The organism is Allorhizobium sp. Av2, from assembly GCF_021462805.2.
Taxonomy (GTDB): Bacteria; Pseudomonadota; Alphaproteobacteria; order Rhizobiales; family Rhizobiaceae; genus Allorhizobium; species Allorhizobium vitis_G.
Genome location: NZ_CP192696.1, coordinates 528426 through 552653, shown reverse-complemented (window position 1 = coordinate 552653; position 24228 = coordinate 528426). Strand labels below are relative to the sequence as shown.

Below are 24228 nucleotides of genomic sequence, written 5' to 3'. Positions count from 1 at the left end.
CCGTCGGTTCGACGCACTCAAACTGGGCAATCGACGTCAATCCTTGCCGACCATAATGCTGCCGAAGTTTTCGATTGCCATGGCAGCCCCGCGACAATCGTGGGTTTCTGTCGCAATCGAGGCAAAGGAACAGGCTGTGAAATTAGGGAAAATCGCGCTAACACTTGTCGCAGCCAGTGTTTTCACGTCCACGGCGCATGCCGGAACGGTTTGCACGGTCATTGCCGATAGCAACACCGGAAAGACTCTGGTCGAGAACGGCAATTGTGCGGAGCGGGTCACGCCGGCTTCCACCTTCAAGGTCGCCCTCAGCGTCATGGGATACGATGCAGGTTACCTGAAAGACGAGCATAATCCGACCCTGCCGTTCAAACAGGGTTATGTGGATTGGGGCGGCGACAATTGGAAACAGCCGACCGATCCGGTGCGCTGGATGAAATACTCCGTCGTCTGGTATTCCCAGCAGATCACCAAGACACTTGGACAAGACAAGCTTCATGATTATGCGACGAAATTTGCCTATGGCAATGCCGATTTTTCCGGCGATCCCGGCAAGAACAATGGCCTGGAGCGGGCATGGATCGCCTCCTCCTTGAAGATTTCACCGCTGGAACAGGTCGCGTTCCTGCAAAAGCTGGTGCAGCATCAACTGCCCGTTCGCCCCGAGGCCATGGACAAGACAATGGCCATCGTTGAGCAACGCGAGATCGCCGATGGCTGGACCGTCCACGGTAAAACCGGTGCGGCCTTCCCTCGTCTGTCGGACACCGCGTTTGATTATCGCCGAGGATGGGGTTGGTATGTCGGCTGGGCCAGCAAAGGCAAACAGACCTATGTATTTGCCCGTCTCATTCAGGATGAGAAAAAAGACCAGATCACCCCTGGGGTTCGGGCCCGAGACGCTTTGCTGGAAGAACTGCCGGGTCTGCTCGCCAGCAAGTAATGTCCTGACCCGGCGGGGTCAACCATTCACGAAGGCCATGTCATCTGCGGTTAGCTCAATGCTGCGCAATTCGCGGTTCACCAGGAAGTTTTCGTTCTCAATTGAAAATTCGGCCAGCTCGATTGTCGCATCGAAACGGGCTTTGAAGGCCTCGATGATTTCGTTGACCACCACTTCCGGCGCCGATGCGCCTGCCGACAGGCCAAGGCTGCGGATCTCGCCGATGGCGTCCCAATCCAGCTCGCTGGCGCGTTGCACGAGGATGGAGCGCTTGGCACCAGCCTTCAGCGCCACTTCCACCAGCCGCTTGGAATTGGACGAGTTGGGAGCGCCGACGGTGACGAACAGGTCGCAGCCGGGCGCAGCCTGCTTCACCGCTTCCTGCCTGTTGGTGGTGGCATAGCAGATACTATCGGCGGCAGGCGCCTTCAGCTCTGGAAAGCGTTCCTGCAATTTGGCAATCACGCCTGCGGTATCGTCCACCGACAGCGTGGTCTGGGTGACAAAGCCGAGATTGAGCGGATCAATTGGCTGATAGACGGCGGCATCTTCAACGGTTTCCACCAGGGAAACGGTACCTTCGGGCAATTGCCCCATGGTGCCGATCACTTCCGGATGTCCGGCATGACCAATCAGGATGACATGGCGGCCAAGCCGCTGGTGGCGCATGGCCTGTTTATGGACTTTCGAGACCAGCGGACAGGTGGCATCGAGATAGAAGAGATTACGCTTCTGCGCATCTTCCGGCACGGATTTCGGCACGCCATGGGCGGAAAACACCACAGGCTGCTGGCGATGCTCGACCGGGATTTCATCCAGTTCCTCGACAAACACCGCCCCCTTGGCCTCCAGCCCCTCAACCACATAGCGGTTGTGGACGATTTCGTGACGGACATAGACCGGCGCGCCATAGCCCTTCAGCGCCAGCACGACGATCTGGATCGCCCGGTCGACACCAGCGCAAAAACCGCGCGGACCGCACAGCCGGATCGTCAAAGGCGACCGGGTTATCGAGCCGGTTTCCAGAAGCGTTTTGTCCATCGCAGTCGTCATTGTTATCCAGCCAGTAAAACCAAAAACAGGGCAATTGCTGCCGGCGCGGCCTGGACGAAGAAGATCCGCCGCGACACGGTCCTCCCTCCATATAGGCCAGCAACCACCACAGCGCCAAGAAAAAATACCTTGAGCTGGAGCCCCATGGCCGGCAGCGGATGCAGAAGCGCCCAGAACAGGCCCGCAGCCAGAAATCCATTGTAAAGACCTTGATTGGCCGCCATCACCCGAGTGGTTTCAGCGCCCTGCAGGCTTTTACGGAAGATCTTCCGGGCGCGCGGTGTCGTCCAGAGAAACATTTCCAGCACCATGATGTAGATATGTTCCAGCATGACAAGAACGACCAAAACTGTCGCAATTAAGAATATCGTCATATCTCTCACCCCCGTTCGAGATTGTTGAAAGCAGTAAAATTCCAGCAATCCATATCGAAGAAAACAAAGTAAAAATGCAGATGGATTGCGCATCTATGCTTGAACCGATTGGGTTCAAGCATTTTGACAATATCCACATTATTGTTGATTCTGGAAATGACGTCAGGTTTTCTTTCTGAAAACCGAAATAACTGCGATCACCGCCAGAGCAAGCGCCAGACCGTACCAGGTCAAGGCATATTGCAGGTGACTATTGGGCAGGTCGATCATCGTGACACCGCCGATCGGCAGGCCGCCGGGCACCGGTGACGGCCCTGCATCCAGAAAGAACGGCAGAACCTTAGCCGCATCGATCCCGGTGCTGTCGGCCATGGCATCAAGATCTTTCCAATAAAACACATTCTTGGCGATATCGTTGTCAGGCACCAACCGGGAGGGCTTTTCCGCCAGTTTCGCCCGCGCCAGGCCGGTCACGCGCTGGAGGCCCAGCAATTGCCCACCCATGCGTGTCGAAGGCTCCTTCTTCTGCTCCGGCACAAAACCGCGATTGACGAAGAGAATATGTCCATCGGCAAGCTGAAGCGGCGTGTAGATGTAAAAACCGGCATCGCCATCATAGGTCGCCAGGAAACGGCGTTCCTTGTCGTTGAGATAGGTGCCGGAGGCGGTCATGGCCCGGTAATCGACATCTCCACCACCGCGTGCCAGCGCATCGATGTCCTCGACGCTGGCTGGGGGCTGATGGCGGCGCGATTCGATATCGGCAATCAGGCCTTCCTTCCAGGCCAGACGATGCATTTGCCATGTGCCAAGCGAGACCAGCAGCGCCAGGGCGACCAGCACCAGAAAGCCGCTTGCGGCAAGCCTTACACGCGTCATCGCACCCATCCTACTCCCGGTCGATCTGGCCCGGATGGGCATTGTGCTTGTATTGCAAGGCAATCAACAGCGCCTTGATGGTACGCAGCAGCCAGAGCGACAATCCGATCGCCAAAGGTCCAAACACCAGAAAATGGACCCACAATCCCGGCGAATACGTGACCTCGGTATAAAGCGCCAGGCCGACCACCAGAAAATCGGCGATCAGAATAACGAAAATCGACGCCCCATCGCCGGGATCGATGCTGCTGTAATCGAAGCCGCAGGCGCTACAGACGGGCTTCAGCTTGGTCAGTCCCTGAAAAAGCTTGCCCCGGCCGCAACGCGGGCAGGAAACCGAAAGGGCGGCCTGGACCGGTTCGACCGGCGGGAAATCGCTATTGCTGGCCATGGCGTCGAGGTCCTCTTTGCATTCCAGAGTTTGTGAGATTCAGTTTAAACCACACAATCTCTCGCTTTTCGTGTTTCGTTTATCTTCTCGGGAACATCCGATTCCGTGCTCGGTACAGTCCTTAAGCCCAACTGCAAACAAGAAGGCGGCGCTCTTGACGCCGCCCTCGTTAAATCCAACTCGCTGGCGGTTAGAGCATTTCCAGACGCAAAACCGCACCGCACGTTTGCTGGAATGCTCTAGCCATGCGCCAGCGGCGCACCCCATCCGCCCCAGATATAGATAGAGAAGAACAGGAACAGCCAGACCACATCAACGAAGTGCCAATACCAGGCCGCTGCTTCAAAGCCGAAATGCTGCTTCGAGGTGAAATCGCCCTTCAGCGCCCGAAACAGGCAGACCAGCAGGAAGATCGTGCCAACAAGGACGTGGAAACCGTGGAAGCCGGTGGCCATGAAGAAGGTCGCGCCGTAAATCGAGCTTTTGAACGCGAAAGGCGCATGCATATATTCATAGACCTGCACAAAGGAGAACAGCGCGCCGAGCACCACGGTCAGCGTCAGGCCGCTGATCATGCCCTTGCGGTCATTGTGCAGCAGAGCGTGATGCGCCCAGGTAACACAAGTGCCCGACAGCAGCAGGATGACGGTGTTATAGAGCGGCAAGTGCCAGGGATCGAGCACTTCGACGCCCTTTGGCGGCCATTGCCCGCCGGTAAACTCGACCCGCGATGCCTGGATGGCTTCATGGGGAAACAGGCTGGCATCGAAAAACGCCCAGAACCACGCAACGAAGAACATCACTTCAGACGCGATGAACATGATCATGCCATAGCGCAGATGCAGCGACACGACCCGCGTATGGTTGCCCTCATGGGCTTCCTTGATCGTATCTGCCCACCAGCCGAACATGGTGAACAGGATGATGGCGAGGCCAATGTAGAACAGCCAGGGATGCGCCAGTTCCATGCCGAACAGCTTGAAAGAGCCGCCATGCAGGTAACGCATATAGCCGACACCGCCAAAGGTCAGGATGAAGGCCCCGAGCGATGCCAGGATAGGCCATGGGCTCGGATCGATGATGTGATAGTCATGATGTTTCTGATGGGCGTCGGCCATGTCAGCAATCCCCGCTTGAAAACTCTCCTCAAGTGACCCGCCGCCTCTCGCCGCCGATCACTTCATCCCTTAATTCCGGCAGTTTATTCCGGCCCTGGCTCCAATATGCGTCCACCGCTTTGATACGGCAGAAAGCTTACTAAAGCTTAGGTTGAACGGTGGCCTTGTCCTGCGCAATCCCCGCCACCGGCTTTTCGCCGCCATGCGGATAGAATGTATAGGACAAGGTTACCGTTCCGATATTCTTGGTTTCCGGCTGCGCCATGATGTCGGGGTCGATATAGAAGACCACCGGCATGTCCAGCGTCTGGCCGGGCTGTAGCACCGTCTCGGTAAAGCAGAAGCACTCGATCTTGTTGAAATAGACCGCCGCTTCCATTGGAGTCACATTGAACACCGCCTGCCCCTTGGTCGTATAGGGCGAGCGATTGGTGACAGAATAATTGGCCTGAATGGTCTCGCCGATCCTTGGGGCAACAGAGGCCTGCATCGGCTTGAAATCCCAGTTCAAACCGGGCGAGACATTGGCATCGAAAGTGACAGTCATCTTGCGGTCGAGAATGACCGATGACGGCTGCTCGGCCCGCTGAGTGGTGCCGTTATAGCCGGTCAGCTGGCAATACATCCGGTAAAAAGGGGCCGCAGCAAAGCTCATGGCGGTGACGCCGCCGACAAACGCCAGGCAGGCGAAAAACACGGTCAGGTCCTTGCCCTTGCCGCGCCGTTCTTCTGCTTGCTTGCCTCCCGGTTCTGCCATGGCTCGTTCCTCCCGTGCCGCTGCTTGAATGGTATGCGTATGTCAACGTCTGCGTTTCAAAACCCGGCTATCGGCTTCTCTCACTTGAGCATTTCCAGTCTGCGCATCGCCAAATGACGAGCCATGCGCAAATCAGATCATGCTCATTGTCCCATGCCGCTAATCTTCACCAACGTCACGAGGTAAAACAACACGACAAGTCCGGCCAAGACCAGGCCCAGCGCTATATTGCGACCCCGTCTCGATTTTCTCTGGGCTTCCGTCAGCTTGACCGTTTCCATCACAGCGCTCCCGATGCATGAGCGATAAGGCTCGCCGCATAATGGTCGACCAGCAGGGCTGAAAACACCGCAAACAGGTAGAAAATCGAATAGGCGAACATCTTGCGGGCCGGCGCCATGCGCTCATCGCCCTCTGGCATCCGCCAGACAACAACGGAACAGGCAACGAAGACGGCACTCAGCACGCCAGCCACCAGCCCGTACCAGAGCGAAGCAAGCCCGGTGAAAGCCGGTGCCACGGCAAAGATACCGGTCAGCACCGCATAGACGAACATCTGCCGCTTGGTCGAGGTTTCACCCGCCACATTCGGCATCATCGGCACGCCAACCGAACCGTAATCGCGCATCTTGTAGAGCGCCAGGGCCCAGAAATGTGCTGGCGTCCACAGGAAGATCACCATGAACAGAATGATGCTATCCAGCGACACGCCACCAGTCACGCAGGCCCAGCCGATCATCGGCGGAAAGGCACCCGATGCGCCGCCAATGACTATATTCTGCGGGGTCGAGCGCTTCAGCCACATCGTATAGACGACAGCGTAAAACAGGATGGTGAAGGCCAGAAAGGCGGCGGCGAACCAATTGACCGCGAGGCCAAGAATCGAGACCGAAAAGACCGACAGCGTGATGCCGAAGGCCAGCGCCTCCTGCGGACGGATACGGCCTGCCGGGATGGGGCGGCGCGCCGTGCGGGTCATCACCGCATCGATATCGGCATCATACCACATATTGAGAGCGCCGGAGGCGCCAGCCCCAACCGCAATGCACAGGATGGCAATGACACCCAGAATGGGGTTGATCGTGCCTGGTGCCAGCACCAGACCTGCGAAGGCCGTGAACACCACAAGCGACATCACCCGCGGCTTTAAAAGCGCGAAGAAATCCTTCGCGCCCGCTTCGGACAGACAGATCTCACTGTCCAGACCGATGATGTTGCTGTTGTCTATGGCTGCCATTATGCTGTCCTGACCTGTCATGTTCTCAACGCCGCAGCGGCTTCATCCACGGCGTTGATGGCTTTTTTTAAGTCTATTTTATCCGCGGCAACTGTTCCCACTGGTGGTATGGCGGCGGCGAAGACAGCTGCCATTCCAGTGTGGTCGCACCTTCACCCCATGGATTGTCGCCTGCGACCCGCTTCCTGGCAAAAGCCTCGAACACGCCGAACAGGAAGATCAGCACCGCGACGCCAGAAAGATAGGAGCCATAGGATGAAATCCGGTTCCAGTCGGCAAAGGCATCCGGGTAATCGATATAGCGGCGCGGCATGCCAGCCAACCCGAGGAAGTGCTGCGGGAAGAACACCATGTTGACGCCGATGAACATCACCCAGAAATGCAGCTTGCCGATGAACTCGCTATACATATAGCCCGACATTTTCGGGAACCAATAATACCAGCCAGCGAAAATTGCAAATACGGCACCCAGCGACAGAACATAGTGGAAATGGGCCACCACGTAATAGGTGTCATGCAGCGAACGGTCGAGACCGGCATTGGCCAGCTGCACGCCCGTTACACCGCCAACGGTGAACAGGAAGATGAAGCCGATAGCCCAGACCATAGGAGTGCGGAAGGACAGCGAGCCGCCCCACATGGTGGCGATCCACGAGAAGATCTTGATGCCGGTCGGCACTGCGATCACCATGGTTGCGAAGACGAAGTAGCGTTGGGCGGCCAGGGACAGGCCGACCGTATACATGTGATGCGCCCAGACCACGAACCCGACGGCGCCGATGGCGACCATGGCATAGGCCATGCCGAGATAGCCGAAAACCGGCTTTTTCGAGAAGGTCGAGATGATGTGGCTGACGATGCCGAAACCGGGCAGGATCAGGATATAGACTTCCGGATGGCCGAAGAACCAGAACAGGTGCTGGTAGAGGATCGGGTCACCACCGCCTTCGGGGGCAAAGAATGTCGTGCCGAAATTGCGGTCGGTCAGCAGCATGGTGATGCCACCGGCCAGAACCGGCAGGGACAGAAGCAGCAGGAAAGCCGTGACCAGAACCGACCAGGCAAACAGCGGCATCTTGTGCAGGGTCATGCCCGGCGCGCGCATGTTGAGGATGGTGGTGATGAAGTTGATGGCACCAAGGATAGACGAGGCACCCGACACATGCAGAGCAAAGATCGCCAGGTCCACCGCCGGGCCAGGCTGGCCGGAGGTCGACAAGGGTGGATACATCGTCCAGCCGCCGCCAACACCGTAAGCACCAGCCGGGCCTTCGACAAACATCGACAGCAGGAGCAGCACGAAAGCCGGCACGATCAGCCAGAAGGAGATGTTGTTGAGACGCGGAAACGCCATATCCGGCGCGCCGATCATGATCGGGATCATCCAGTTGGCAAAACCGCCGATCAGCGCCGGCATGACCATGAAGAAGATCATGATCAACGCATGCGCGGTGGTGAAGACGTTATACATGTGCTTGCCGCCATCGATGGCGGCATCGCCCTCGAAGCCGTAAACCATAGCTGCCAGACCGTGGAAGATCTGGATGCCAGGCTCCTGCAATTCCATGCGCATGGCCACCGACAGAGCCCCGCCGATCACGCCCGCGATAATGGCGAAGATCAGGTAGAGCGTGCCGATGTCCTTATGATTGGTCGAAAACAGCCAGCGGGCGGCAAAGCCCGGCTTGTGATCATGTGAATGATCGTGTGAATGTTCGGGTGCATGAGCGCCCTCGCCGGTATGTCCAGCCATTGTCCTCACTCCCCTCAGTTCGAAACGGTCATTGTGGAAACGTTCTGAGCCAGCTGATTGGCGGCCTTCGGGCCATCCGTTGCTGCCATCAGAGCCTTGTTGGCCGCACCAAGATCGCTTGCGGCCGCCGTCATCCAGGCATTGTACTTGTCAGCCGAAACGACGCGGATGGCGATCGGCATATAAGCATGGTCCTTGCCGCAGAGTTCCGAGCACTGGCCGTAGAACAGGCCTTCGCGGTCGACGCGGAACCATGTCTCGTTCAACCGGCCTGGCACGGCGTCGATCTTGACGCCGAAAGACGGCATGGCGAAGGAATGGATCACGTCGGAAGGCGCTGCCGTCACCAGCATACGAACCGTCTTGCCGACCGGCAGGACCATTTCATTGTCGACAGCCAGAAGACGCGGATAGATCTTGTGATCTTCCTTGCCGGCGCTGGCGCGATCCTGGTCCTTCAGCAGGTAGCTGTCGAAAGCCAGTTGCTTTTCACCCTGATATTCATAGTTCCACTGCCATTGGGTGGCCGTGGCCTTGATGGTCAGGTCGGGCTTTTCCGGAATCGTCAGTTCATAGGTGAGCAAATTGAAGGACGGAATGGCGAGAAAGAAAAGAATAAGAACCGGCCCCAGCGTCCAGACAATCTCGATCACGGTATTGTGGCTGGTGCGGGACGGAACCGGATTAGCGCTGGCCCTGAACCGCACGACCACGATGATCAAAAGAGCAAGAACCAGCAGCGTCACCGGAACGATGAACCACAAGGTATAATGGTTGAACCAGCGGATCTGCTCCATCACCGGGCTGGCATGGGGTTGCAGGTCGAGCTGCCAATCAACCGGCTGGTCCGCCATCGCACCGACGGCACTCATAAGACAGAGAACCATGGCTCCCGCCAGACCTGCCATCAGCCCTGCCGTCCCCGTGACCAGACCCGTGGCCAAACTGGCCATCACTTTTAAAAGAGTTTTTATCACGGTTGCCTCTCCCTCCCGCGTTTGACCCAAATCAATGGCAAACGCACAATCCCTGATATGATACTAATTTAAAATCACAATTTTGCCAATTTCGCAACAACCGTACGTCCATGCCGCTGCGGCATTTTTGCTCATCCCACAGAGATCGCCATAAAGATTCAGGCGGAACTGGCGCAACTCCCGGCCCTGCGCTGCAAATGTCAGTACGCGCTTTGCGGGCAATGCCAGAGAAGATTCTCCTGAAATCTCGTCACCGCAGGAACCTGAACTGGGTCTCACCCTGATCGCAACACAGGCAAACACCCCAATTATGCCGCACTCGGCTGGAAAGGAGAATGTCAATAGTCAGCCCATCTCCGGTTTTCGTCTTGTCCAGTCTTGGGCCAGGCCTTTTATCGGTCGGGCCAATAACCGCAGATTGGATTTGTTTCGACGATCATCGCAGGTTACAGGAAGATACAGCGCGCATAGCGCAAGGATGTCGAAGGCCTTAGCCCTTGATCCTTTGTGCGGCGCAGGCGAGAATAACAAGATTGAACAGAATTCCAGAGGTATCCATGGGTTTCCAGAGAATGTTGCGGGCTAGACTTGTCGCGGCGGGGCTCGTTGCGGCAGGGTTTGCAACAGCATTGCAGGCGGGCGCAGCGCTGGCACAACAGCCGCAGGCAGGCACGGTGCGCTCCAATCACGGCGCCTGGTCGATCATTTGCGATACGCCTGCCGGTACCTCGCAGGAGCAATGCGCCCTGATGCAGAATGTGATCGCCGAGGACCGCCCCGAAGTGGGACTGTCCGTGGTGGTGCTGAAGACCGCCGACCGCAAGGCCCGCATCCTGCGTATTCTGGCGCCGCTTGGCGTGCTGTTGAAGGACGGCATGGAGCTTTACGTTGACAATAATAATGTCGGCCGGGCTTTCTTCACCCGCTGCTTTGCCGAGGGCTGCTATGTTGAAGTGGAAATCGACGATCAGTTGATGAAAGTGCTGCGTTCGGGCAAAAGCGCCGTGTTTGCAGTGCGCGAATCCTCTGATCAGGACCGGGTCGGTATTCCCGTCGAGCTGAACGGCTTTGGCGAAGGCTACGACGCCCTGCCCTGAGTAAGGAGCTGTCTGGCATCGGCCCTTGCCCCATCGGTTCAGTGCAATTACATGGGGCCGATGAAATGGGAACCACAAGCCAAGGAGATCCCGATGACCACCGACCTCATCAGCCTGTTCGATTGCGACGAGCGCAGCCTGTCGAAAGCCGTCGCCTCGGCGCTGGAGGGATCGGATGACGGCGAATTGTATATTGAACATGCCCAGGCCGAATCACTGTCCTTCGACAATGGCCGCCTGAAGGGCGGCAGCTTTAACACCGACCAGGGATTTGGCCTGCGCTCGGTGGCAGGCGAAGCGGTGGGTTATGCCCATTCCGGCGAATTGTCGCTATCGGCACTCGGTCGCGCCGCTGACGCCGTCAAGGCCGTTACCCATGGCTATAGCGGCTCCTATGCCAGCGCCCCGCAGCGTACCAATGTCCGGCTCTATGGCGACGAAAATCCGATTGGCAGCCCGACCTTCGAGGAAAAAGTAGCGCTTCTGTCGGAAATCGACGCCTATCTGCGCGCCAAAGACCCGAAAGTGCGCCAGGTCTCCGCCTCGATTGCCGCCAGCTGGCAGGTGGTGGAAATCCTGCGCGCCGATGGCCACCGGGTCCGCGACGTGCGTCCGATGACCCGCATGAATATTTCCGTGGTGACCGGCCAGGGCGAGCGGCAGGAATCCGGCTCCTTCGGCACGGGCGGGCGAATGTCCTTTGCCGATTTCCTGAATGATGAAAGCTGGAAGGCAGGCGCTGATGATGCGCTGCGCCAGGCGCTGGTCAATCTGGAGGCCATCGAGGCTCCGGCTGGCAGCATGGACGTCGTGCTCGGCAATGGCTGGCCGGGCGTGATGCTGCATGAAGCCGTCGGCCATGGGCTGGAAGGCGATTTCAACCGCAAGAAAACCTCGGCCTTCGCCGGACTGTTAGGCGAAATGGTTGCTGCCCCCGGCGTGACCGTGGTCGATGATGGCACAATCAACAACCGGCGCGGCTCCATCACTGTCGATGACGAAGGCACGCCGTCGGCCTATAACGTGCTGATCGAAAACGGCCGGCTGGTCGGCTATATGCAGGACCGCCAGAATGCCCGACTGATGGGCATGACACCAACCGGCAATGGCCGCCGCCAGGGCTATGCCCACCAGCCGATGCCACGCATGACCAATACCTACATGCTGTCAGGCGACAAAAGCCCGGAGGAAATCATCGCTTCGGTCAAGAAGGGCATCTATGCCGTGTCCTTCGGCGGCGGTCAGGTGGATATCACCTCGGGCAAATTCGTGTTCGGCTGCACCGAAGCCTATATGATCGAGGATGGCAAGATTGGCGCGCCGGTCAAGGGCGCCATGCTGATCGGCAACGGACCGGAAGCGATGAAACGGGTGTCGATGATCGGCAACGACATGAAACTCGACACCGGCATCGGCAATTGCGGCAAGGCTGGCCAATGGGTTCCGGTCGGCGTCGGCCAGCCGCATCTGCGGATGGATCAGATCACGGTGGGTGGTACGCGGGCGTAATGGAAAATGCCGACGTCAGTGCTGCTTAAAAACTATGATCCGGCCTGGCCTCGCCATTTCGCCAAGGTCGCGGATGAGCTGTGCCAGCTTCTCGACATTCCCCTATCGGCGCTTGAACATGTCGGAAGCACGGCTGTTCCAGGGCTCAACGCCAAGCCGATTATTGACATCGACATCACCGTGCCGGATGGTGCCGCGATTGCAGAGATGGCTGCCACGCTGGAGACAGCTGGCTATACGCCCCGTGGATCGCGCCATGGCGACGGGGTCTTTGCCTTCGTTATGAATGACAGTCCCGGCAGGCGGGTCTATCTCTGCCCGGAGGGTAGCCAAACCCATTCGGGCCGCATCGCGTTTCGTGATGCCCTGCGGAAAAGCACCGAGCTTTCCTACGTTTATGGCCTTTTGAAGCAGGAACTGGCCGCGCTTTATCCTCAGGATGGCGATCTATATACCCAGGCAAAGGGTCGGTTTATTCGGACCGTTACGGACACCCACGCCGCAAAAGACATTGCACTTGTTCCAGAATTCGCCGTCACCGACTGGCAGGCAAGCCGGGCCTTCTATACGCAGTTGCTCGGCTTTTCCATCGCCTATGAGCGGCCCGAAGAAGGCTTCAGCTATCTGACATTGGGCGGTGCCGCGCTGATGATCGACCAGATCGGCCTCGGCCGCACCTTCGAAATCGACGGCGCTCCGCCGGAACGACCGTTCGGACGCGGGCTGAATGTCCAGATCCAGGTCGAGGATGTCGACGTTATTATGCAACGGCTCGCCCAGGCAGGCATTGGGCTTTATCTGCCGCTCGAAGAGAAATGGTACCGCAAGGACACGCTGGAGCTTGGCAACCGGCAATTCGTGGTGGCCGACCCAGACGGCTATCTGTTGCGGTTCTATCAGGATCTCGGGGCGCGACCGGTCGAGGCGGAATGAAGCGGCGGCGGTTCCAAGTCGGCATTGGCGCTTGGATCGCCGCCCTGTCGCTGCTGCTCACAAGGCTCTGGCTGTCTTATCCCAATGTAGCGCCCTTACCGAGATCGCTTGCCGAATATCTCGTTCAGCTCTATGGAGCACAGAATGCCGAGCAGGTCGCCGATCTGGAGATCCTTATCGGTCTGGCGATCACTCTGCCGACTGTCTCTTTCCTGACGTTCCTGATGATTCTGATATTTCGACGACGCTGAAATTGGACCAATGCTCATGCTCCCACGCACTCCCAAAGCCGTTATCTTCGACATGGATGGTCTCATCCTCGACAGCGAAATCCTCTATCGTAAATCGGTGATTTCGGCAGGTGAGCAAGAAGGACTGCATGTCGGGCCATCGGTCTATGAAGGCATGCTGGGCCGCCCCTGGGACGGGATCGTGCATTTACTGAAGGACCATTATGGGCCGGATTTTGACGCTGAAGCCTTTCGGGCAGTATGGGTGGACCATTTTGATCGGTTGACCGCCCTGGAACTGAAGCTAAAGGCGGGTGTGGTGGCCCTGCTCGATATGCTGGATACCAAGTTCATTCCACGGGCTATCTGCACATCTTCCGCACATTCCCAAGTGCAGCACCATCTTTCCGGCTTTGGCATTCGAGAGCGGTTCGATCACGTGGTTGCTTTAGGCGACTACGCAAGGGGCAAGCCTGCGCCGGACCCATATCTAACCGCTGCCGAGCGGCTTGGAATCGCACCGGCCGATTGTTTGGCATTGGAAGATTCCCACAACGGCATCCGCTCGGCAGCCTCGGCGGGCATGATGGCGGTGATGGTACCCGATCTCCTGGCCCCGACCGATGAAATTCGGGCGCTGGCAACATTGGTCATCGATGATCTGCACCAATGCTGCGGCTTTTTTGCATAACGCGCTTTCGGAACGCCAAATACTATAACTTTGGTAGCGCTCCGCACTTCAGATACTCCGCATAATCTTCAAGCCACAGACAAGCTTCTGGCCTTAGACCTACGGCATGCCATCGGGTTATAGCGCGGTGCAAACTGCGTCCGTATCTTGCCAGGAGTTCACAGGTGCACACACTCGTCATTGCCCGTTATGCGGAAGAGTTGGAATGGATCGCGCAGGTCCCCAGCAATTTCGAGATTTTTATCTATAACAAGGGCGAGGAGATCACATCGCCGCAGGTGCTTGAGCGTGCCAATCATATCATTGCGCGCCCCAATGTCGGGCGGGAATCTGAGACCTATATCCATCACATGATGGGTCAGCGCCAGCGCAATCATGACTTTACGGTCTTTGCTCAAGGTGACCCCTTCACGCACAGCCCTGACTTCATCCAATTGCTGAACAATTGGACCGACTGGGAAAAAATCCAGACGCTCTCCTGGGCATGGGTCGAAGAGAAAAACGTACCGCCGCAAAAATTTCTGGATGCCTATCGCCCGAAGCTGCGGGGCGGCCCACGGGTTCGCGAGGAATATTTCTCGCTTTACACCTGGGGTCCGGTCGACTTTATCGACAATGGCGCCCTCGGCATGGGCACAGTCTACCGCCTTCTGAACGGCGGTATGGAAGCTTACATCAATATCGCCGCGCATATGTTGCGTCGCTGCCGCATGGACCACATTGCCGACGAAGCCGAAAAGCATCTGCTGGGGACGTTTTCCTATGGTGCAATTTTCGCGGTTCGCAACGATCTGGTCACAGCCGTTTCACCCGATAGCTATGCAAGGCTCTATGATTTCGCCACGGCACCCGTAGTGGCGCATGGCTATATCCTGGAGCGCATGTGGCTCCATTTCTTCGGCGCACCATTTACGCTTCGCAGGCTCTGATACCAAGGCGAAGATCTCAAAGACATTGAAGCCATGAGATCTTCGCAACTGGCAAGGTAGCGCGCGCGGCGGTTCTTCATCCCGCCGCCGCAACTGTCGGATCAAACCGCCATTTCCGCCGGATCGCGCTTTCCAGATCCAGTCGGTGATGACGGGCAAAAAGCAGAACATGCCCGAAAAGATCAGCAGTTTCATCGGCAAGCAGTTGGCGCAATTCGTCTTCGCTCATGCCCTTCTGGCGACCGCGACCGCTGACGCGGTTTGACGCTTGAACCAGCTCCCCCGCTTCCTCTAGTAATTTCAGCAGGAACCAGGTCTCGTCGCGTTCGACACCATTGGCCGCTGCATAGGTAGCCGACGCCTTTTCAAAACGCTCCATCAGATCAGACAGCATATTGTTCTCCATTTGTTCTTGACTTTATCGCGCGATTCCGCAAGATTGTCGAGAGTGGAAAACAGAGCCTGAGGAAGATTGGACAGCCTTGGATATGGCACCGAAACTCGACAGAACATTCGGGCGCCGTTCATCTATAGCAAGGCATCGAAGATGCTGATGGGAGAATAACCGGAAACTATCCAGCCTCTGCAAAATGATAGTGCCGCCTATCGATAAGATAGACGGCACGACGGATACGGATAGGAGATTGCAGCAGTCGTTGGAAAGGCTTAGCCTCGGGCTGGCATCAGCACGCAATCATAGCTGCTTTTCACCAGTCGCTCACAGGCGCTTTGAGCATCGTCTTTGTTGGGAAAGCCGGTAAAGCGAGCGCGGTACACGGTGGCGCCATTGCGGGTGACGGCTTCGGTATAGATATCGCGGTCGGCCAGCGGTCCACCGATCTTGTCGCGGACCATTTGCAGCAGGCTCATGGCTTCCTCGGCGCTGGCGGCAGCCGCGATCTGGATCTGCCAGGTTCCGTCGCGATGCAGCGGAATGGGCTTCAGGGGACGCGGATGGGCGCCCGCAATCAGGGCTTCCGTGGCTGCTGCGGCATTGTTGGCACCACCACCGGCATAAGCATTGCCAAAGCGGGAGCCGAGAACCGGCGCATCGGCCTGCGCGCTGACGGAGGCGACCTGAGAAGCAACCTCTCTGCGGTCGATTGGGGCGCTCCGGTCGAGCGGCAAGGGAATGCTGCCAGTGGTCTGGGCAATGACAATAGGAGCGGTCGGAGCAGCGCTGGCGATCAGCGAATTGCCGTCAGACGCCTTGCCGATATTCTTGGTGATCAGCTGCGCCATCAGATTGTCACGGCTGGCGCCACTACGGCCGCCCATGATCACGCCAATCACCCGGCGCTTGCCATCGGCCACGGCGCTGACCAGATTATAGCCGGATGCGTTGGTGTAACCGGTCTTGATGCCATCCATGCCCTTGTAGCGATACATGAGATTGTTATGGCCGTTGATGGTGCGGCCACGAAAGGCAAAGCTGCGGGTGGAAAACAGCGCGTAATCGCGGGGAAAGTCGCGCAGCAGTGCTACGCCGAGGGTGGACATGTCGCGGGCGGTGGTGATCTGCCGATCGTCGGGCAGGCCGGAGGCATTGACGAATGTGGTATTGGGCATGCCGAGCTGGCGCGCCTTGGCCGTCATCATCGCCGCGAAATTCTCTTCCGTCCCGCCGAGCTTTTCGGCCATCGCGGCGGCGGCGTCGTTGGCCGACAGGGTCACCATGCCCAGCACCGCCTCGCGCACGGTAATTTCTTCACCCGGCTTGAGGCGAAGCTTGGTGGGCGGACGTGATGAGGCGTATTTGGAAAACGGCACGGGGCTATCCCAGCTCAACGTGCCACGGCGGATCGCATCGAAAACCATATAAATGGTCATCATTTTGGTCAACGATGCCGGATGGTTGGGCATATCCGCATTTTCCGAGGCAATCACCCGACCGGTGCGTGCATCCAGCAGAAGCTGGGCGCTGCCTGCAAGAACCGGGCTGGCCATCATGCTGATCGACACAAACAACGATAGCGCGATCAGGGTCCTGCTCATTCGGCCTCCAGACTGGTTACACTGCAAATACTTGGGCAAATTCATCGGCAAATTCACGAAAACGACCTCGAACACTTCACGGAACCGGCACGAGGACGTGCTGGCATTAGACCCAAAATGGGGCAGGAAATTGTGCAACGCCTTCATCTTGCCCAATATTGTTAATGAAGAGTTGCCCAATTATGGCAACTCTGTGGAATCTGCAGGGTTTCCCCCTTCGTTCCTATCAGAATCGAGAAGAAATACAGCCCCCTCGCTGCGCTCGCCCGCCATATCCTGGGGATTGAAGATGTTGCAATGCGTCATCGACAGGCAACCGCAGCCGATACAGCCGTCGAGGTCGTTGCGCAATTTGCCGAGCATGGCGATGCGCCGGTCCAAACTATGCGCCCAACGTGTCGCAATCCGGCGCCAGTCTTCCCGGCCCGGCGTCTGGCCTTGCGGCAGATCCGCCATGATCGCCGCGACCTCCTTCAAGGGAATGCCGAGTGCCAGGGCGGCCCGGATAATCGCCACGCGGCGCAGCACGTCCCGGTCGTAGCGCCGCTGGTTGCCGCTGGTGCGCCGTGCGCGAATCAGGCCCTTGCGCTCGTAAAAATGCAAAGCCGAAACCGCAACGCCACTGCGCTCAGCCAATTCACCGACGCTCAAACCCTGCATCCGCATTTTTCCTCTTTACCTCAACTTAAGTTGAGGTTGTAGCGTGGCGATCACCAATTGACCAGAGCAGAAGGCAAGGACTAAAAAAATATGGAAATTCAGGAGATTAACCCCGAAGCCACAAAGGCCGATGCGACGATGCCAGAGAACGGGCATTGGCGCGATCTGTTCGCCCCCGGTCTCAGAGCGGCAACCGTCATGGTCAGCCTTGGTGTTGGACTGCATGCTTTCAACGCCTTCCTTGTTTCAACCGCCCTGCCCTCGGCCATTGCCGAGCTTGGTGGCGCGCAGTGGTTGCCCTGGACCAGCACGCTTTATCTGGCCGCATCGATTGTGGCAGGCGCAAGTTGCGCCAGCCTCAAGGCCCGGGTCGGCACGCGGGGCGCGCTCGCTATCGTCACGTTGGTTTTCCTGGTGGGGACACTAACCGCCGGTCTGGCGGGATCGATGGCGGGCATCATCATCGGGCGTGTCTTGCAGGGGCTTGGGGAAGGCGCTGTCCTGGCTCTGTGCTATATGCTGATCTCGACGCTGTTCCCGCGCAGGTTGATAGCCCGCATTTTCGGTATCGAAGCCGCCGTCTGGGCAGTGTCGGCCTTTGGCGGGCCGGTGCTGGCCGGGCTGTTGACTGAGGCGATTTCGTGGCGCGCGGCCTTCCTCGTCAACGTTCCCGCCGGCATCGTCTTTCTGGTCTTGGCCAGGATCGCCGTTCCAAAAGGGGAGAAAAATGGCAAAAACCCGGCCAATCCGGGTGGCTTGCCGATAGGCCGGCTGAGCCTGCTGCTGGTCGGGCTGGTGCTGCTGCTGGCGGCAAATCTGACGGCGCTGGACATCTCCCTTAACACCATGATCGGCATGGCGCTTGCCGCTTTCATGCTGTTTGTCGCGCTCGACAGAAACAGTCTTCAGCCGATCCTGCCCGCCGGCGCCTTTGTGGCGTCAACACCCGTCGGGCTTGGCCTGTGGATCGTGTTGCTCATGCCACTTTCCGAAGCGGCTCTTGGCGTCTATCTCGTCTATACGCTGCAACATCTCTGGTCGATGGGACCAATGGCAGCGGGTTCGTTGAGCGCGCTGATGGCGGTCAGCTGGAGCTTAACGGCTGTGATCACCGCCAATGTCTCCACCCAAAAAGCCAGAGAAAGACTGATCCTGCTGGGGATCTTCACCGAGGCTGGCGGCCTTGCCGGCACCACGCTTGCCATTGCAACCGGTCACCTACCGGGACTGATCCTGTCACTGATCGCCGTGGGCATGGCCTTTGGCATGGCGTGGGCGGCGCTGAGCCAGACAATGATGGAGGCGAGCCCAGCTGACGACCGCGACCGGACCTCAGCACTTTTGCCCACATTGCAGACCGCCGGTTATGCCATGGGGGCCGCACTGGCCGGTCTCATTGCCAATCGCTCCGGCTTTTCCGGCACGGCATCGCCGGAGGTGCTGCGCCATGCGGTCGGCAATAGCTTGCTGTTTGGCCTGGCCTGCCTTGCTCCGGCAATCCTGCTGGCGCCCTGGATGGTGAGAAGCCTGAGGAAAAACCCCTGAGGTCCAGGCTCTTCCATAGATTTTATCCTGAGAACAACAGCTTCATCGCCGGAGTCGGGCTTAAAACCGGAGCCGATGCACAATTCCTTAAATCCGTACCATTAATCTGGCATGTATTGAGACGATAACCCTTTGGGCCGGATGGGACTGCCCATTCGATTAAACCTATCCGGTCCATTCCGGACACCTGTTATAGAGCATCTTTTTCAAAGACAGCGCAGCCGCGGCTGCCGGAAAACCACGTATGGATGGTACTATTTTCAAGCAGGGGCTGATCGCGGGCGGACTGGTCGTGGCGGGAATGGCGCGCAGGCTCGGTGCGTTGAAAGATGCACGCGGACTTGGCGCGATCTTCACCCTGCATCAGGTGCGCCCTTATCTTCCTCTGGTGCCCGATCCCAACCGGCATCTGGAAATCACTCCCAAATTCCTGGATACTGCCCTTCGCGCCCTGTGGCGGGAAAATTACGAATTCATCCGCCTGGAAGATGTGCCCGCACGGCTTGCCACAGGGCCAGGTCAAAGGCCGTTTGCGGCCTTTACTCTTGATGATGCCTATTACAGCAGCCGTGACTTCGCCCTGCCGATCTTCGAGCGGTTCGATGCGCCCTTCACGGTTTTTGTCTGCCAGGGCCTCAGCGAGCGCAGCCATGGCCTCTGGTGGGAAACCCTTGCTGCCCTGACCCGCAAGGCTGAGCAGCTGAAATGGGACTTCGACGGCAGGAGGCGCATCCTGTCCACCGACACGCCATTGCGCAAAGCCGCCGCGTTCCGGCAGATCGCCAGCCAGATTACGGCGATGAACGAGGCAGACATGATCGGCAGGCTAAACGGGATGGCGGCAGAGGTCGGGATAGACAGCCGCGACATCGTTGCCAAAGCCATCCTGCCCTCGGAGGCGCTGGCCGATTTTGCCGCCCATCCGCTGGTCAGCCTGGGCGCTCATACGGTCAGCCATCGCGGCTTGACCGGGCTTGATGATGAAACGGTGCAGCAGGAGTTGAAACTCTGCGCCGATTATCTCGAAACCGTGACCGGAACGCGACCGGTCAGTTTCGCCTATCCCTATGGCGATGGCCGTAGCGTCGATCGCCGTACCATCGATTTGGTGCGCGAGGCCGGTTTCCGTCTGGCAGTCACCACCCGGCCCGCGACATTGTTTGCAAGTGACGGAGCGGGCCTGCACGCCCTGCCGCGCATTTCACTCAATGGTCATTTCCAGACGCCAGCCACGGTCCGGACGCTGGCATCGGGCATTCCCTTTCGCCTGATGTCACGCAAATTCGCCTGATGTCACGCAAACCGGCTGCGTGACACAGGGGAAACACAACCCTTGCGAGATCAAGGATACATACGCACCTTGTTCCAGGGCTGCCCCAGCGCCTCGCGGCGAAACTCGATCCGGTCATGCAGCCGGAATTTACCGTCACGCCAGAATTCGATGGTCAATGGCTTGATCCGGAAACCCGACCAATGGGCTGGACGGGGAATAGATCCCAGGGCATAGCGCGCCGTATATTCGGCAACCGCTTTTTCCAACGCAAACCGGCTCTCCAGCGGCCGCGACTGTTTCGAGGCCCAGGCGCCGATCCGGCTGCCGATCGGTCTTGTCTGGTAATAGGCATCGGCCTCGGCGTCGGACACGACCTCCACTTCGCCGCGCAACCGCACCTGGCGTCGCAGGGATTTCCAGTGAAAGCACATCGCGGCTTTCTTTTGGGAAAGAATCTCCGTACCCTTCTGGCTCTCGAAATTGGTATAGAAGACGAATCCGTTTTGATCGAAATCTTTCAGCAGCACCATGCGCACATTTGGCAGGCCGCTTTCATCGACTGTCGCCAATGCGACAGCGTTGGGATCGTTGATCTCGGAGGCCTTCGCCTCCGTGAGCCACGTTTCGAACAAGCCAAAAGGCTCATGCTCCTCGGTAAAGTCACCGGTTGTTAACTCATTTTGCGACATATTATGTTAAATGCTCCGCATATGCCCGCGCCGCCAACGACGCATGAAGGACAGGACAGGTCTTGAGAGACATAGCAAAGCCGGATCGATGCAGAAAGGGACGCTGGGCCACCAGCGGTCATTTTATGGCCATGGCAGCGCTTTGCCTCATGTTGGGCGGCTGTGTCGGTGGCGTCATGGACTTCGGAGGCGATACGCCAAAGGTCGATCGGTCGATTTCAACCGGCACCATTCCAAACGAACCGGAAAAGCGGTCCGACCAGGATACGGTGCGCAACGCGGTCTCTTCCGCCGATCTTGAAAAACTGGGCCCGAGCCCGGTTCCCTGGGCCAATACCACAACGGGAAGCGCCGGTGTGATCAACTCGATTTCCGAGGATCGCAGCAATGGCGTGATCTGCCGGGTGTTCGTCACCAGCCGCCATGCCTATGACGGCATTGCCAAATTCTATGGCCGCACCTGCCTGGCCGGCGATGGCCAGTGGCAATTGGTGAATTTCGACAAGCAGTCCTGAGATCGGCAATTCCGTGCTGTAAAAACGCCGATTGCACCGGCTTTCCGTGACTTGCTAACGGTCATAGCCGCTGAAGGCAGCACCCATTGCGTAAATTCCATTGGCATCAAAGCCTGATTCAAGGAATTATTCCCCAAGCGTAACCACTGGTTAGCATCTGCTTCCTAATATAATCATGTCCCGTGGCGAGACAGATAAAGACAATGCTTGCCACGTATGAGCGTGAATGATTCACCTTTCTGCGAAATTGCTGGGCAAAAATCTTTTGTTCTGAAATTTCCGCAACAGATTGAAAGTGTTACGGTACATCATATTTCCCCTTACGGGTGCGATGTCGTGACCCGGACAGATCTCAATTGAACCGCTCTTGTATTTGGTTGGTGGTAAAATGCGTGATCCCTACTCCATTCTCGGCGTGCAGCGTGATGCTGGTACTGACGAGATCAAGGCTGCCTGGCGCTCGAAAGCCAAAACCTCTCATCCCGATCAAAACAGGGAGGATCCGACGGCAACCCAACGGTTTGCGGAGATCGGGCAGGCCTATGATGTGCTCAAGGACCCCGCCAAACGAAGCCGCTACGACCAGCAACGCTCGAAGATGGACGCCATGAAACGCGAACAGACGATCATGCAACAACGCGAGGAAGCCCGCGCCGCCGCTGAGCGCGCCCGCCAGGCCAAGGCCAATGCGGAGCGCATCATGGCCGATCTGGCGCGCATCGAGGCGGAAAAGGCCAAGGCTGAAAAAGCCGCCGAAATGCTGAATGTCAAGGTTGAGGCCGCCCGTGCCCGCGCGCAATCGGCCGAAGCCCAGGCCGCCAATGCATCGGCCGACGCAACAGCAAGCGCCAACGCCTCGGCCAAAGCTCAGGCTCAAGCCCAGCCCCAGGCCGCAGCAAAGCCGGAAACCGCAAAAGCTGGCCCGGACGCAGCCGAAACGACGACCGCCAGCCGCCCCGCCAGCCCGGATGCCGCAGACGATGCCGTCTCGAAGATTTTTGGCGCCGCCCAGACAGAGCAGCGCCAGACCGAACAGCGAAGGGGCGAAGACGAGGCAAGCGAAGACGGCAACCGGTCACGCGGCTTTGCACTTCCGGTTCTTGGCCTGATTTCGTCGCTGGTGCGCCGCATTCGCAAACCGGCGCCGCCGGTTCTGGAAAAGGCCCCCGACATCATGGTCGAGGCCACCATTGCCATTGACGACCTGTTGCAACACAACACCATTTCCGTCCAGCTGAGCGATGGACGCGAGGTGAGGCTGCCGCTGGAGGCGGGTTACACTGATGGCAGCATTGCCCGGCTGTCCGGCAGGGGGCTGAAAGTGCCGGGCATGTTAACAGGCGATGTGCTGGTCACGCTGCGGGTGTTGAAAAGCCACGCCTTCAGCGTCGATGGCTATGACATTCACTGCGTCGTACCGATCAAGCTTGAGGATGCCGTGCTGGGATGCGACACGGTGATCGAAGGGCCGCAAGGTCCTCTCGACATTACAGTGCCGGCCTGGAGCGGCTCAGACCAGAGCATTCGCATCGACGGCGAAGGCCTGCCCAGCGGCCCGGACGAACGGGGCGCATTGGTGGTCGAAATCAGGGTCGTGCTCTGGGAAAAACCGGACGAAAAAGTCACGGATCTGATGAAAGTGATGAAGCACGGGCTTTTCCTGTAGTTTCCGCCCCCCGGAAAAATGACGGGGTAAACCGAATTTCGCTGTAATCACACAGTGATAGCCACACCCTTTGTTACCGCTCCTTACAGTATTTGTTGCCTCTCTCCCATGAAGACAGGTGTAGCACAGCTTGAACCAAGGATCGGCCTATGCGATAGGCAGGTTCGATAGAAGTCTCAAGGAGCAAATAATGGCTCAAATTTCGGGCCTCATGGCAGGCAAACGTGGCATCATCATGGGTGTTGCCAATAATCGTTCCATCGCATGGGGCATAGCGAAGGCCTGCCGGGATGCAGGCGCGGAGATCGCGCTGACGTGGCAGGGCGAGGCGTTGAAGAAGCGTGTCGAGCCGCTGGCCCAGGAGCTTGAGGGCTTCATGGCAGGCGATTGCGACGTGACCGATCTGGAAAGTGTCGATGCCGTCTTCAAGAATGTCGAGGACAAGTGGGGCAAGATCGACTTCGTCGTGCACGCCATCGCCTTTTCCGACAAGGACGAGTTGACTGGCCGCTACCTGGATACCAGCCGCGAAAACTTCGCCCGCACCATGGATATTTCGGTTTATTCCTTTACCGCTGTCGCCAAGCGGGCAGAAGCCATCCTCAACGACGGCGGCGCATTGCTGACGCTGACCTATTACGGTGCGGAAAAAGTCATGCCGCATTATAATGTGATGGGCGTGGCCAAGGCAGCGCTGGAAGCCAGTGTCCGCTATCTCGCCGTCGACATGGGCAAGCGCGGCATTCGCGTCAATGCCATTTCGGCCGGTCCGATCAAGACTTTGGCAGCTTCCGGCATCGGCGATTTCCGCTATATCCTGAAGTGGAACGAATATAATTCGCCGCTGAAGCGCAATGTCACGACCGACGAAGTCGGCACATCCGGCCTTTATCTGCTGTCGGACCTGTCGAGCGGCGTGACCGGCGAAGTTCATCACGTCGATTGCGGCTATCACACGGTCGGCATGAAGGCCGTGGACGCGCCTGATATGTCGGTCGTCAAGGATTAAGTCCC

26 protein-coding genes and 1 pseudogene are annotated in these 24228 nt (G+C 58.0%); 13 read left to right on the top strand and 14 right to left on the bottom strand.

Features of this window, described 5'->3' with window-relative positions:
• The first annotated feature begins 136 nt into the window (after positions 1-136).
• Positions 137-943, top strand: coding sequence for a class D beta-lactamase (gene blaOXA / locus FS819_RS02640; RefSeq protein WP_234624777.1), 807 nt, complete (start codon positions 137-139; stop codon positions 941-943).
• 18 nt (positions 944-961) lie between these two features.
• Here blaOXA and ispH read toward each other — a convergent pair whose 3' ends face one another.
• The 10 genes from ispH to coxB form a co-directional block, all read right to left on the bottom strand.
• Positions 962-1984, bottom strand: a complete 1023-nt coding sequence (gene ispH / locus FS819_RS02635; RefSeq protein ID WP_156548806.1) for a 4-hydroxy-3-methylbut-2-enyl diphosphate reductase — start codon at positions 1982-1984, stop codon at positions 962-964.
• A 14-nt stretch (positions 1985-1998) separates the two neighbouring features.
• Positions 1999-2370 (bottom strand): DUF1304 domain-containing protein, encoded by a 372-nt coding sequence (locus FS819_RS02630; protein ID WP_015915169.1) that lies wholly within the window; start codon positions 2368-2370, stop codon positions 1999-2001.
• 162 nt (positions 2371-2532) lie between these two features.
• Entirely contained in the window at positions 2533-3258 is a 726-nt protein-coding gene (locus FS819_RS02625) for an SURF1 family protein (protein ID WP_156548339.1), read from the bottom strand.
• Position 3259: 1 nt separating this feature from the next.
• Positions 3260-3640, bottom strand: coding sequence for a DUF983 domain-containing protein (locus FS819_RS02620; protein ID WP_156548341.1), 381 nt, complete (start codon positions 3638-3640; stop codon positions 3260-3262).
• A gap of 239 nt (positions 3641-3879) precedes the next feature.
• Positions 3880-4758, bottom strand: a complete 879-nt coding sequence (locus FS819_RS02615; protein WP_156548343.1) for a cytochrome c oxidase subunit 3 — start codon at positions 4756-4758, stop codon at positions 3880-3882.
• 139 nt (positions 4759-4897) lie between these two features.
• Entirely contained in the window at positions 4898-5515 is a 618-nt protein-coding gene (locus tag FS819_RS02610; protein ID WP_156548346.1) for a cytochrome c oxidase assembly protein, read from the bottom strand.
• A 143-nt stretch (positions 5516-5658) separates the two neighbouring features.
• On the bottom strand, positions 5659-5796 hold the full coding sequence (locus FS819_RS02605; protein WP_060719083.1) for a cytochrome c oxidase system small membrane protein: 138 nt from the start codon (positions 5794-5796) through the stop codon (positions 5659-5661).
• On the bottom strand, positions 5796-6752 hold the full coding sequence (cyoE, locus tag FS819_RS02600; RefSeq protein WP_156548349.1) for a heme o synthase: 957 nt from the start codon (positions 6750-6752) through the stop codon (positions 5796-5798). Before cyoE ends, FS819_RS02605 begins: the two co-directional genes overlap by 1 nt.
• Positions 6753-6825: 73 nt before the next feature.
• Entirely contained in the window at positions 6826-8505 is a 1680-nt protein-coding gene (gene ctaD / locus FS819_RS02595) for a cytochrome c oxidase subunit I (protein WP_156548352.1), read from the bottom strand.
• Between the two features lie 14 nt (positions 8506-8519).
• Positions 8520-9413 (bottom strand): cytochrome c oxidase subunit II, encoded by an 894-nt coding sequence (gene coxB, locus FS819_RS02590; RefSeq protein ID WP_070167877.1) that lies wholly within the window; start codon positions 9411-9413, stop codon positions 8520-8522.
• A 626-nt stretch (positions 9414-10039) separates the two neighbouring features.
• Here coxB and FS819_RS02585 point away from each other — a divergent pair.
• From FS819_RS02585 to FS819_RS02555, 7 genes and pseudogenes are all read left to right on the top strand, one after another.
• Entirely contained in the window at positions 10040-10579 is a 540-nt protein-coding gene (locus tag FS819_RS02585; protein ID WP_197434179.1) for an invasion associated locus B family protein, read from the top strand.
• Between the two features lie 93 nt (positions 10580-10672).
• Positions 10673-12088, top strand: a complete 1416-nt coding sequence (gene tldD, locus FS819_RS02580; RefSeq protein ID WP_156548355.1) for a metalloprotease TldD — start codon at positions 10673-10675, stop codon at positions 12086-12088.
• Between the two features lie 6 nt (positions 12089-12094).
• A pseudogene (locus tag FS819_RS02575) lies at positions 12095-12517 on the top strand (GrpB family protein); the annotation flags it as partial.
• 81 nt (positions 12518-12598) lie between these two features.
• A complete protein-coding gene (locus tag FS819_RS02570; protein WP_234624792.1) occupies positions 12599-13021 on the top strand; it encodes a bleomycin resistance protein in 423 nt (140 codons plus the stop codon).
• Positions 13018-13272: a hypothetical protein gene (locus FS819_RS02565; protein ID WP_156548361.1), complete on the top strand. Its 255-nt coding sequence runs from the start codon at positions 13018-13020 to the stop codon at positions 13270-13272. The genes FS819_RS02570 and FS819_RS02565 overlap by 4 nt, the downstream gene beginning before the upstream one ends.
• Positions 13273-13288: 16 nt before the next feature.
• The gene (locus tag FS819_RS02560) at positions 13289-13942 is read left to right on the top strand and encodes an HAD family hydrolase (RefSeq protein ID WP_156548363.1); all 654 of its coding nucleotides are present in this window, start codon (positions 13289-13291) and stop codon (positions 13940-13942) included.
• Between the two features lie 164 nt (positions 13943-14106).
• The gene (locus FS819_RS02555; protein ID WP_070167649.1) at positions 14107-14871 is read left to right on the top strand and encodes a hypothetical protein; all 765 of its coding nucleotides are present in this window, start codon (positions 14107-14109) and stop codon (positions 14869-14871) included.
• A gap of 76 nt (positions 14872-14947) precedes the next feature.
• Here FS819_RS02555 and FS819_RS02550 read toward each other — a convergent pair whose 3' ends face one another.
• The 3 genes from FS819_RS02550 to soxR form a co-directional block, all read right to left on the bottom strand.
• Positions 14948-15265, bottom strand: coding sequence for a pyrophosphohydrolase domain-containing protein (locus FS819_RS02550; RefSeq protein ID WP_156548365.1), 318 nt, complete (start codon positions 15263-15265; stop codon positions 14948-14950).
• Between the two features lie 272 nt (positions 15266-15537).
• Positions 15538-16866, bottom strand: a complete 1329-nt coding sequence (locus FS819_RS02545; RefSeq protein ID WP_015915154.1) for a D-alanyl-D-alanine carboxypeptidase — start codon at positions 16864-16866, stop codon at positions 15538-15540.
• A gap of 180 nt (positions 16867-17046) precedes the next feature.
• Positions 17047-17532 carry a redox-sensitive transcriptional activator SoxR gene (gene soxR / locus FS819_RS02540; protein ID WP_156548367.1) on the bottom strand — a complete coding sequence of 162 codons (486 nt, stop codon included), beginning with the start codon at positions 17530-17532 and terminating at the stop codon, positions 17047-17049.
• 84 nt (positions 17533-17616) lie between these two features.
• Here soxR and FS819_RS02535 point away from each other — a divergent pair, with 84 nt between their 5' ends.
• Together FS819_RS02535 and FS819_RS02530 are read left to right on the top strand one after the other, a co-directional pair.
• Positions 17617-19071 (top strand): MFS transporter, encoded by a 1455-nt coding sequence (locus tag FS819_RS02535; protein ID WP_156548370.1) that lies wholly within the window; start codon positions 17617-17619, stop codon positions 19069-19071.
• 244 nt (positions 19072-19315) lie between these two features.
• The gene (locus tag FS819_RS02530) at positions 19316-20362 is read left to right on the top strand and encodes a polysaccharide deacetylase family protein (protein ID WP_156548372.1); all 1047 of its coding nucleotides are present in this window, start codon (positions 19316-19318) and stop codon (positions 20360-20362) included.
• A gap of 50 nt (positions 20363-20412) precedes the next feature.
• Here the strand turns inward: FS819_RS02530 and pdxH are convergent, their stop codons facing one another.
• Entirely contained in the window at positions 20413-21033 is a 621-nt protein-coding gene (gene pdxH / locus FS819_RS02525; RefSeq protein WP_156537681.1) for a pyridoxamine 5'-phosphate oxidase, read from the bottom strand.
• Positions 21034-21095: 62 nt separating this feature from the next.
• On the opposite strand from pdxH, the gene FS819_RS02520 reads away from it, so the two are divergent.
• From FS819_RS02520 to fabI, 3 genes are all read left to right on the top strand, one after another.
• The gene (locus FS819_RS02520) at positions 21096-21548 is read left to right on the top strand and encodes an RT0821/Lpp0805 family surface protein (RefSeq protein WP_234624776.1); all 453 of its coding nucleotides are present in this window, start codon (positions 21096-21098) and stop codon (positions 21546-21548) included.
• 388 nt (positions 21549-21936) lie between these two features.
• Entirely contained in the window at positions 21937-23214 is a 1278-nt protein-coding gene (locus FS819_RS02515) for a DnaJ C-terminal domain-containing protein (RefSeq protein WP_156548374.1), read from the top strand.
• Between the two features lie 190 nt (positions 23215-23404).
• Positions 23405-24223, top strand: a complete 819-nt coding sequence (fabI, locus tag FS819_RS02510; protein ID WP_156548376.1) for an enoyl-ACP reductase FabI — start codon at positions 23405-23407, stop codon at positions 24221-24223.
• Positions 24224-24228 lie beyond the last annotated feature (5 nt).

Bases quoted from the DNA above. Each gene is read 5' to 3' on its own strand.
- tldD (WP_156548355.1), top strand. From the start codon at position 10,673: ATGACCACCGACCTCATCAGCCTGTTCGATTGCGACGAGCGCAGCCTG.
- pdxH (WP_156537681.1), bottom strand. From the start codon at position 21,033: ATGTCGCAAAATGAGTTAACAACCGGTGACTTTACCGAGGAGCATGAG.
- FS819_RS02625 (WP_156548339.1), bottom strand. From the start codon at position 3,258: ATGGGTGCGATGACGCGTGTAAGGCTTGCCGCAAGCGGCTTTCTGGTG.
- FS819_RS02550 (WP_156548365.1), bottom strand. From the start codon at position 15,265: ATGCTGTCTGATCTGATGGAGCGTTTTGAAAAGGCGTCGGCTACCTAT.
- FS819_RS02615 (WP_156548343.1), bottom strand. From the start codon at position 4,758: ATGGCCGACGCCCATCAGAAACATCATGACTATCACATCATCGATCCG.
- FS819_RS02560 (WP_156548363.1), top strand. From the start codon at position 13,289: ATGCTCCCACGCACTCCCAAAGCCGTTATCTTCGACATGGATGGTCTC.
- soxR (WP_156548367.1), bottom strand. From the start codon at position 17,532: ATGCGGATGCAGGGTTTGAGCGTCGGTGAATTGGCTGAGCGCAGTGGC.
- FS819_RS02630 (WP_015915169.1), bottom strand. From the start codon at position 2,370: ATGACGATATTCTTAATTGCGACAGTTTTGGTCGTTCTTGTCATGCTG.
- FS819_RS02585 (WP_197434179.1), top strand. From the start codon at position 10,040: ATGGGTTTCCAGAGAATGTTGCGGGCTAGACTTGTCGCGGCGGGGCTC.
- FS819_RS02545 (WP_015915154.1), bottom strand. From the start codon at position 16,866: ATGAGCAGGACCCTGATCGCGCTATCGTTGTTTGTGTCGATCAGCATG.
- FS819_RS02620 (WP_156548341.1), bottom strand. From the start codon at position 3,640: ATGGCCAGCAATAGCGATTTCCCGCCGGTCGAACCGGTCCAGGCCGCC.
- FS819_RS02565 (WP_156548361.1), top strand. From the start codon at position 13,018: ATGAAGCGGCGGCGGTTCCAAGTCGGCATTGGCGCTTGGATCGCCGCC.
- FS819_RS02515 (WP_156548374.1), top strand. From the start codon at position 21,937: ATGCGTGATCCCTACTCCATTCTCGGCGTGCAGCGTGATGCTGGTACT.
- FS819_RS02605 (WP_060719083.1), bottom strand. From the start codon at position 5,796: ATGGAAACGGTCAAGCTGACGGAAGCCCAGAGAAAATCGAGACGGGGT.
- FS819_RS02610 (WP_156548346.1), bottom strand. From the start codon at position 5,515: ATGGCAGAACCGGGAGGCAAGCAAGCAGAAGAACGGCGCGGCAAGGGC.
- coxB (WP_070167877.1), bottom strand. From the start codon at position 9,413: ATGGCAGGTCTGGCGGGAGCCATGGTTCTCTGTCTTATGAGTGCCGTC.
- ispH (WP_156548806.1), bottom strand. From the start codon at position 1,984: ATGGACAAAACGCTTCTGGAAACCGGCTCGATAACCCGGTCGCCTTTG.
- fabI (WP_156548376.1), top strand. From the start codon at position 23,405: ATGGCTCAAATTTCGGGCCTCATGGCAGGCAAACGTGGCATCATCATG.
- cyoE (WP_156548349.1), bottom strand. From the start codon at position 6,752: ATGGCAGCCATAGACAACAGCAACATCATCGGTCTGGACAGTGAGATC.
- FS819_RS02530 (WP_156548372.1), top strand. From the start codon at position 19,316: ATGGATGGTACTATTTTCAAGCAGGGGCTGATCGCGGGCGGACTGGTC.
- FS819_RS02535 (WP_156548370.1), top strand. From the start codon at position 17,617: ATGGAAATTCAGGAGATTAACCCCGAAGCCACAAAGGCCGATGCGACG.
- ctaD (WP_156548352.1), bottom strand. From the start codon at position 8,505: ATGGCTGGACATACCGGCGAGGGCGCTCATGCACCCGAACATTCACAC.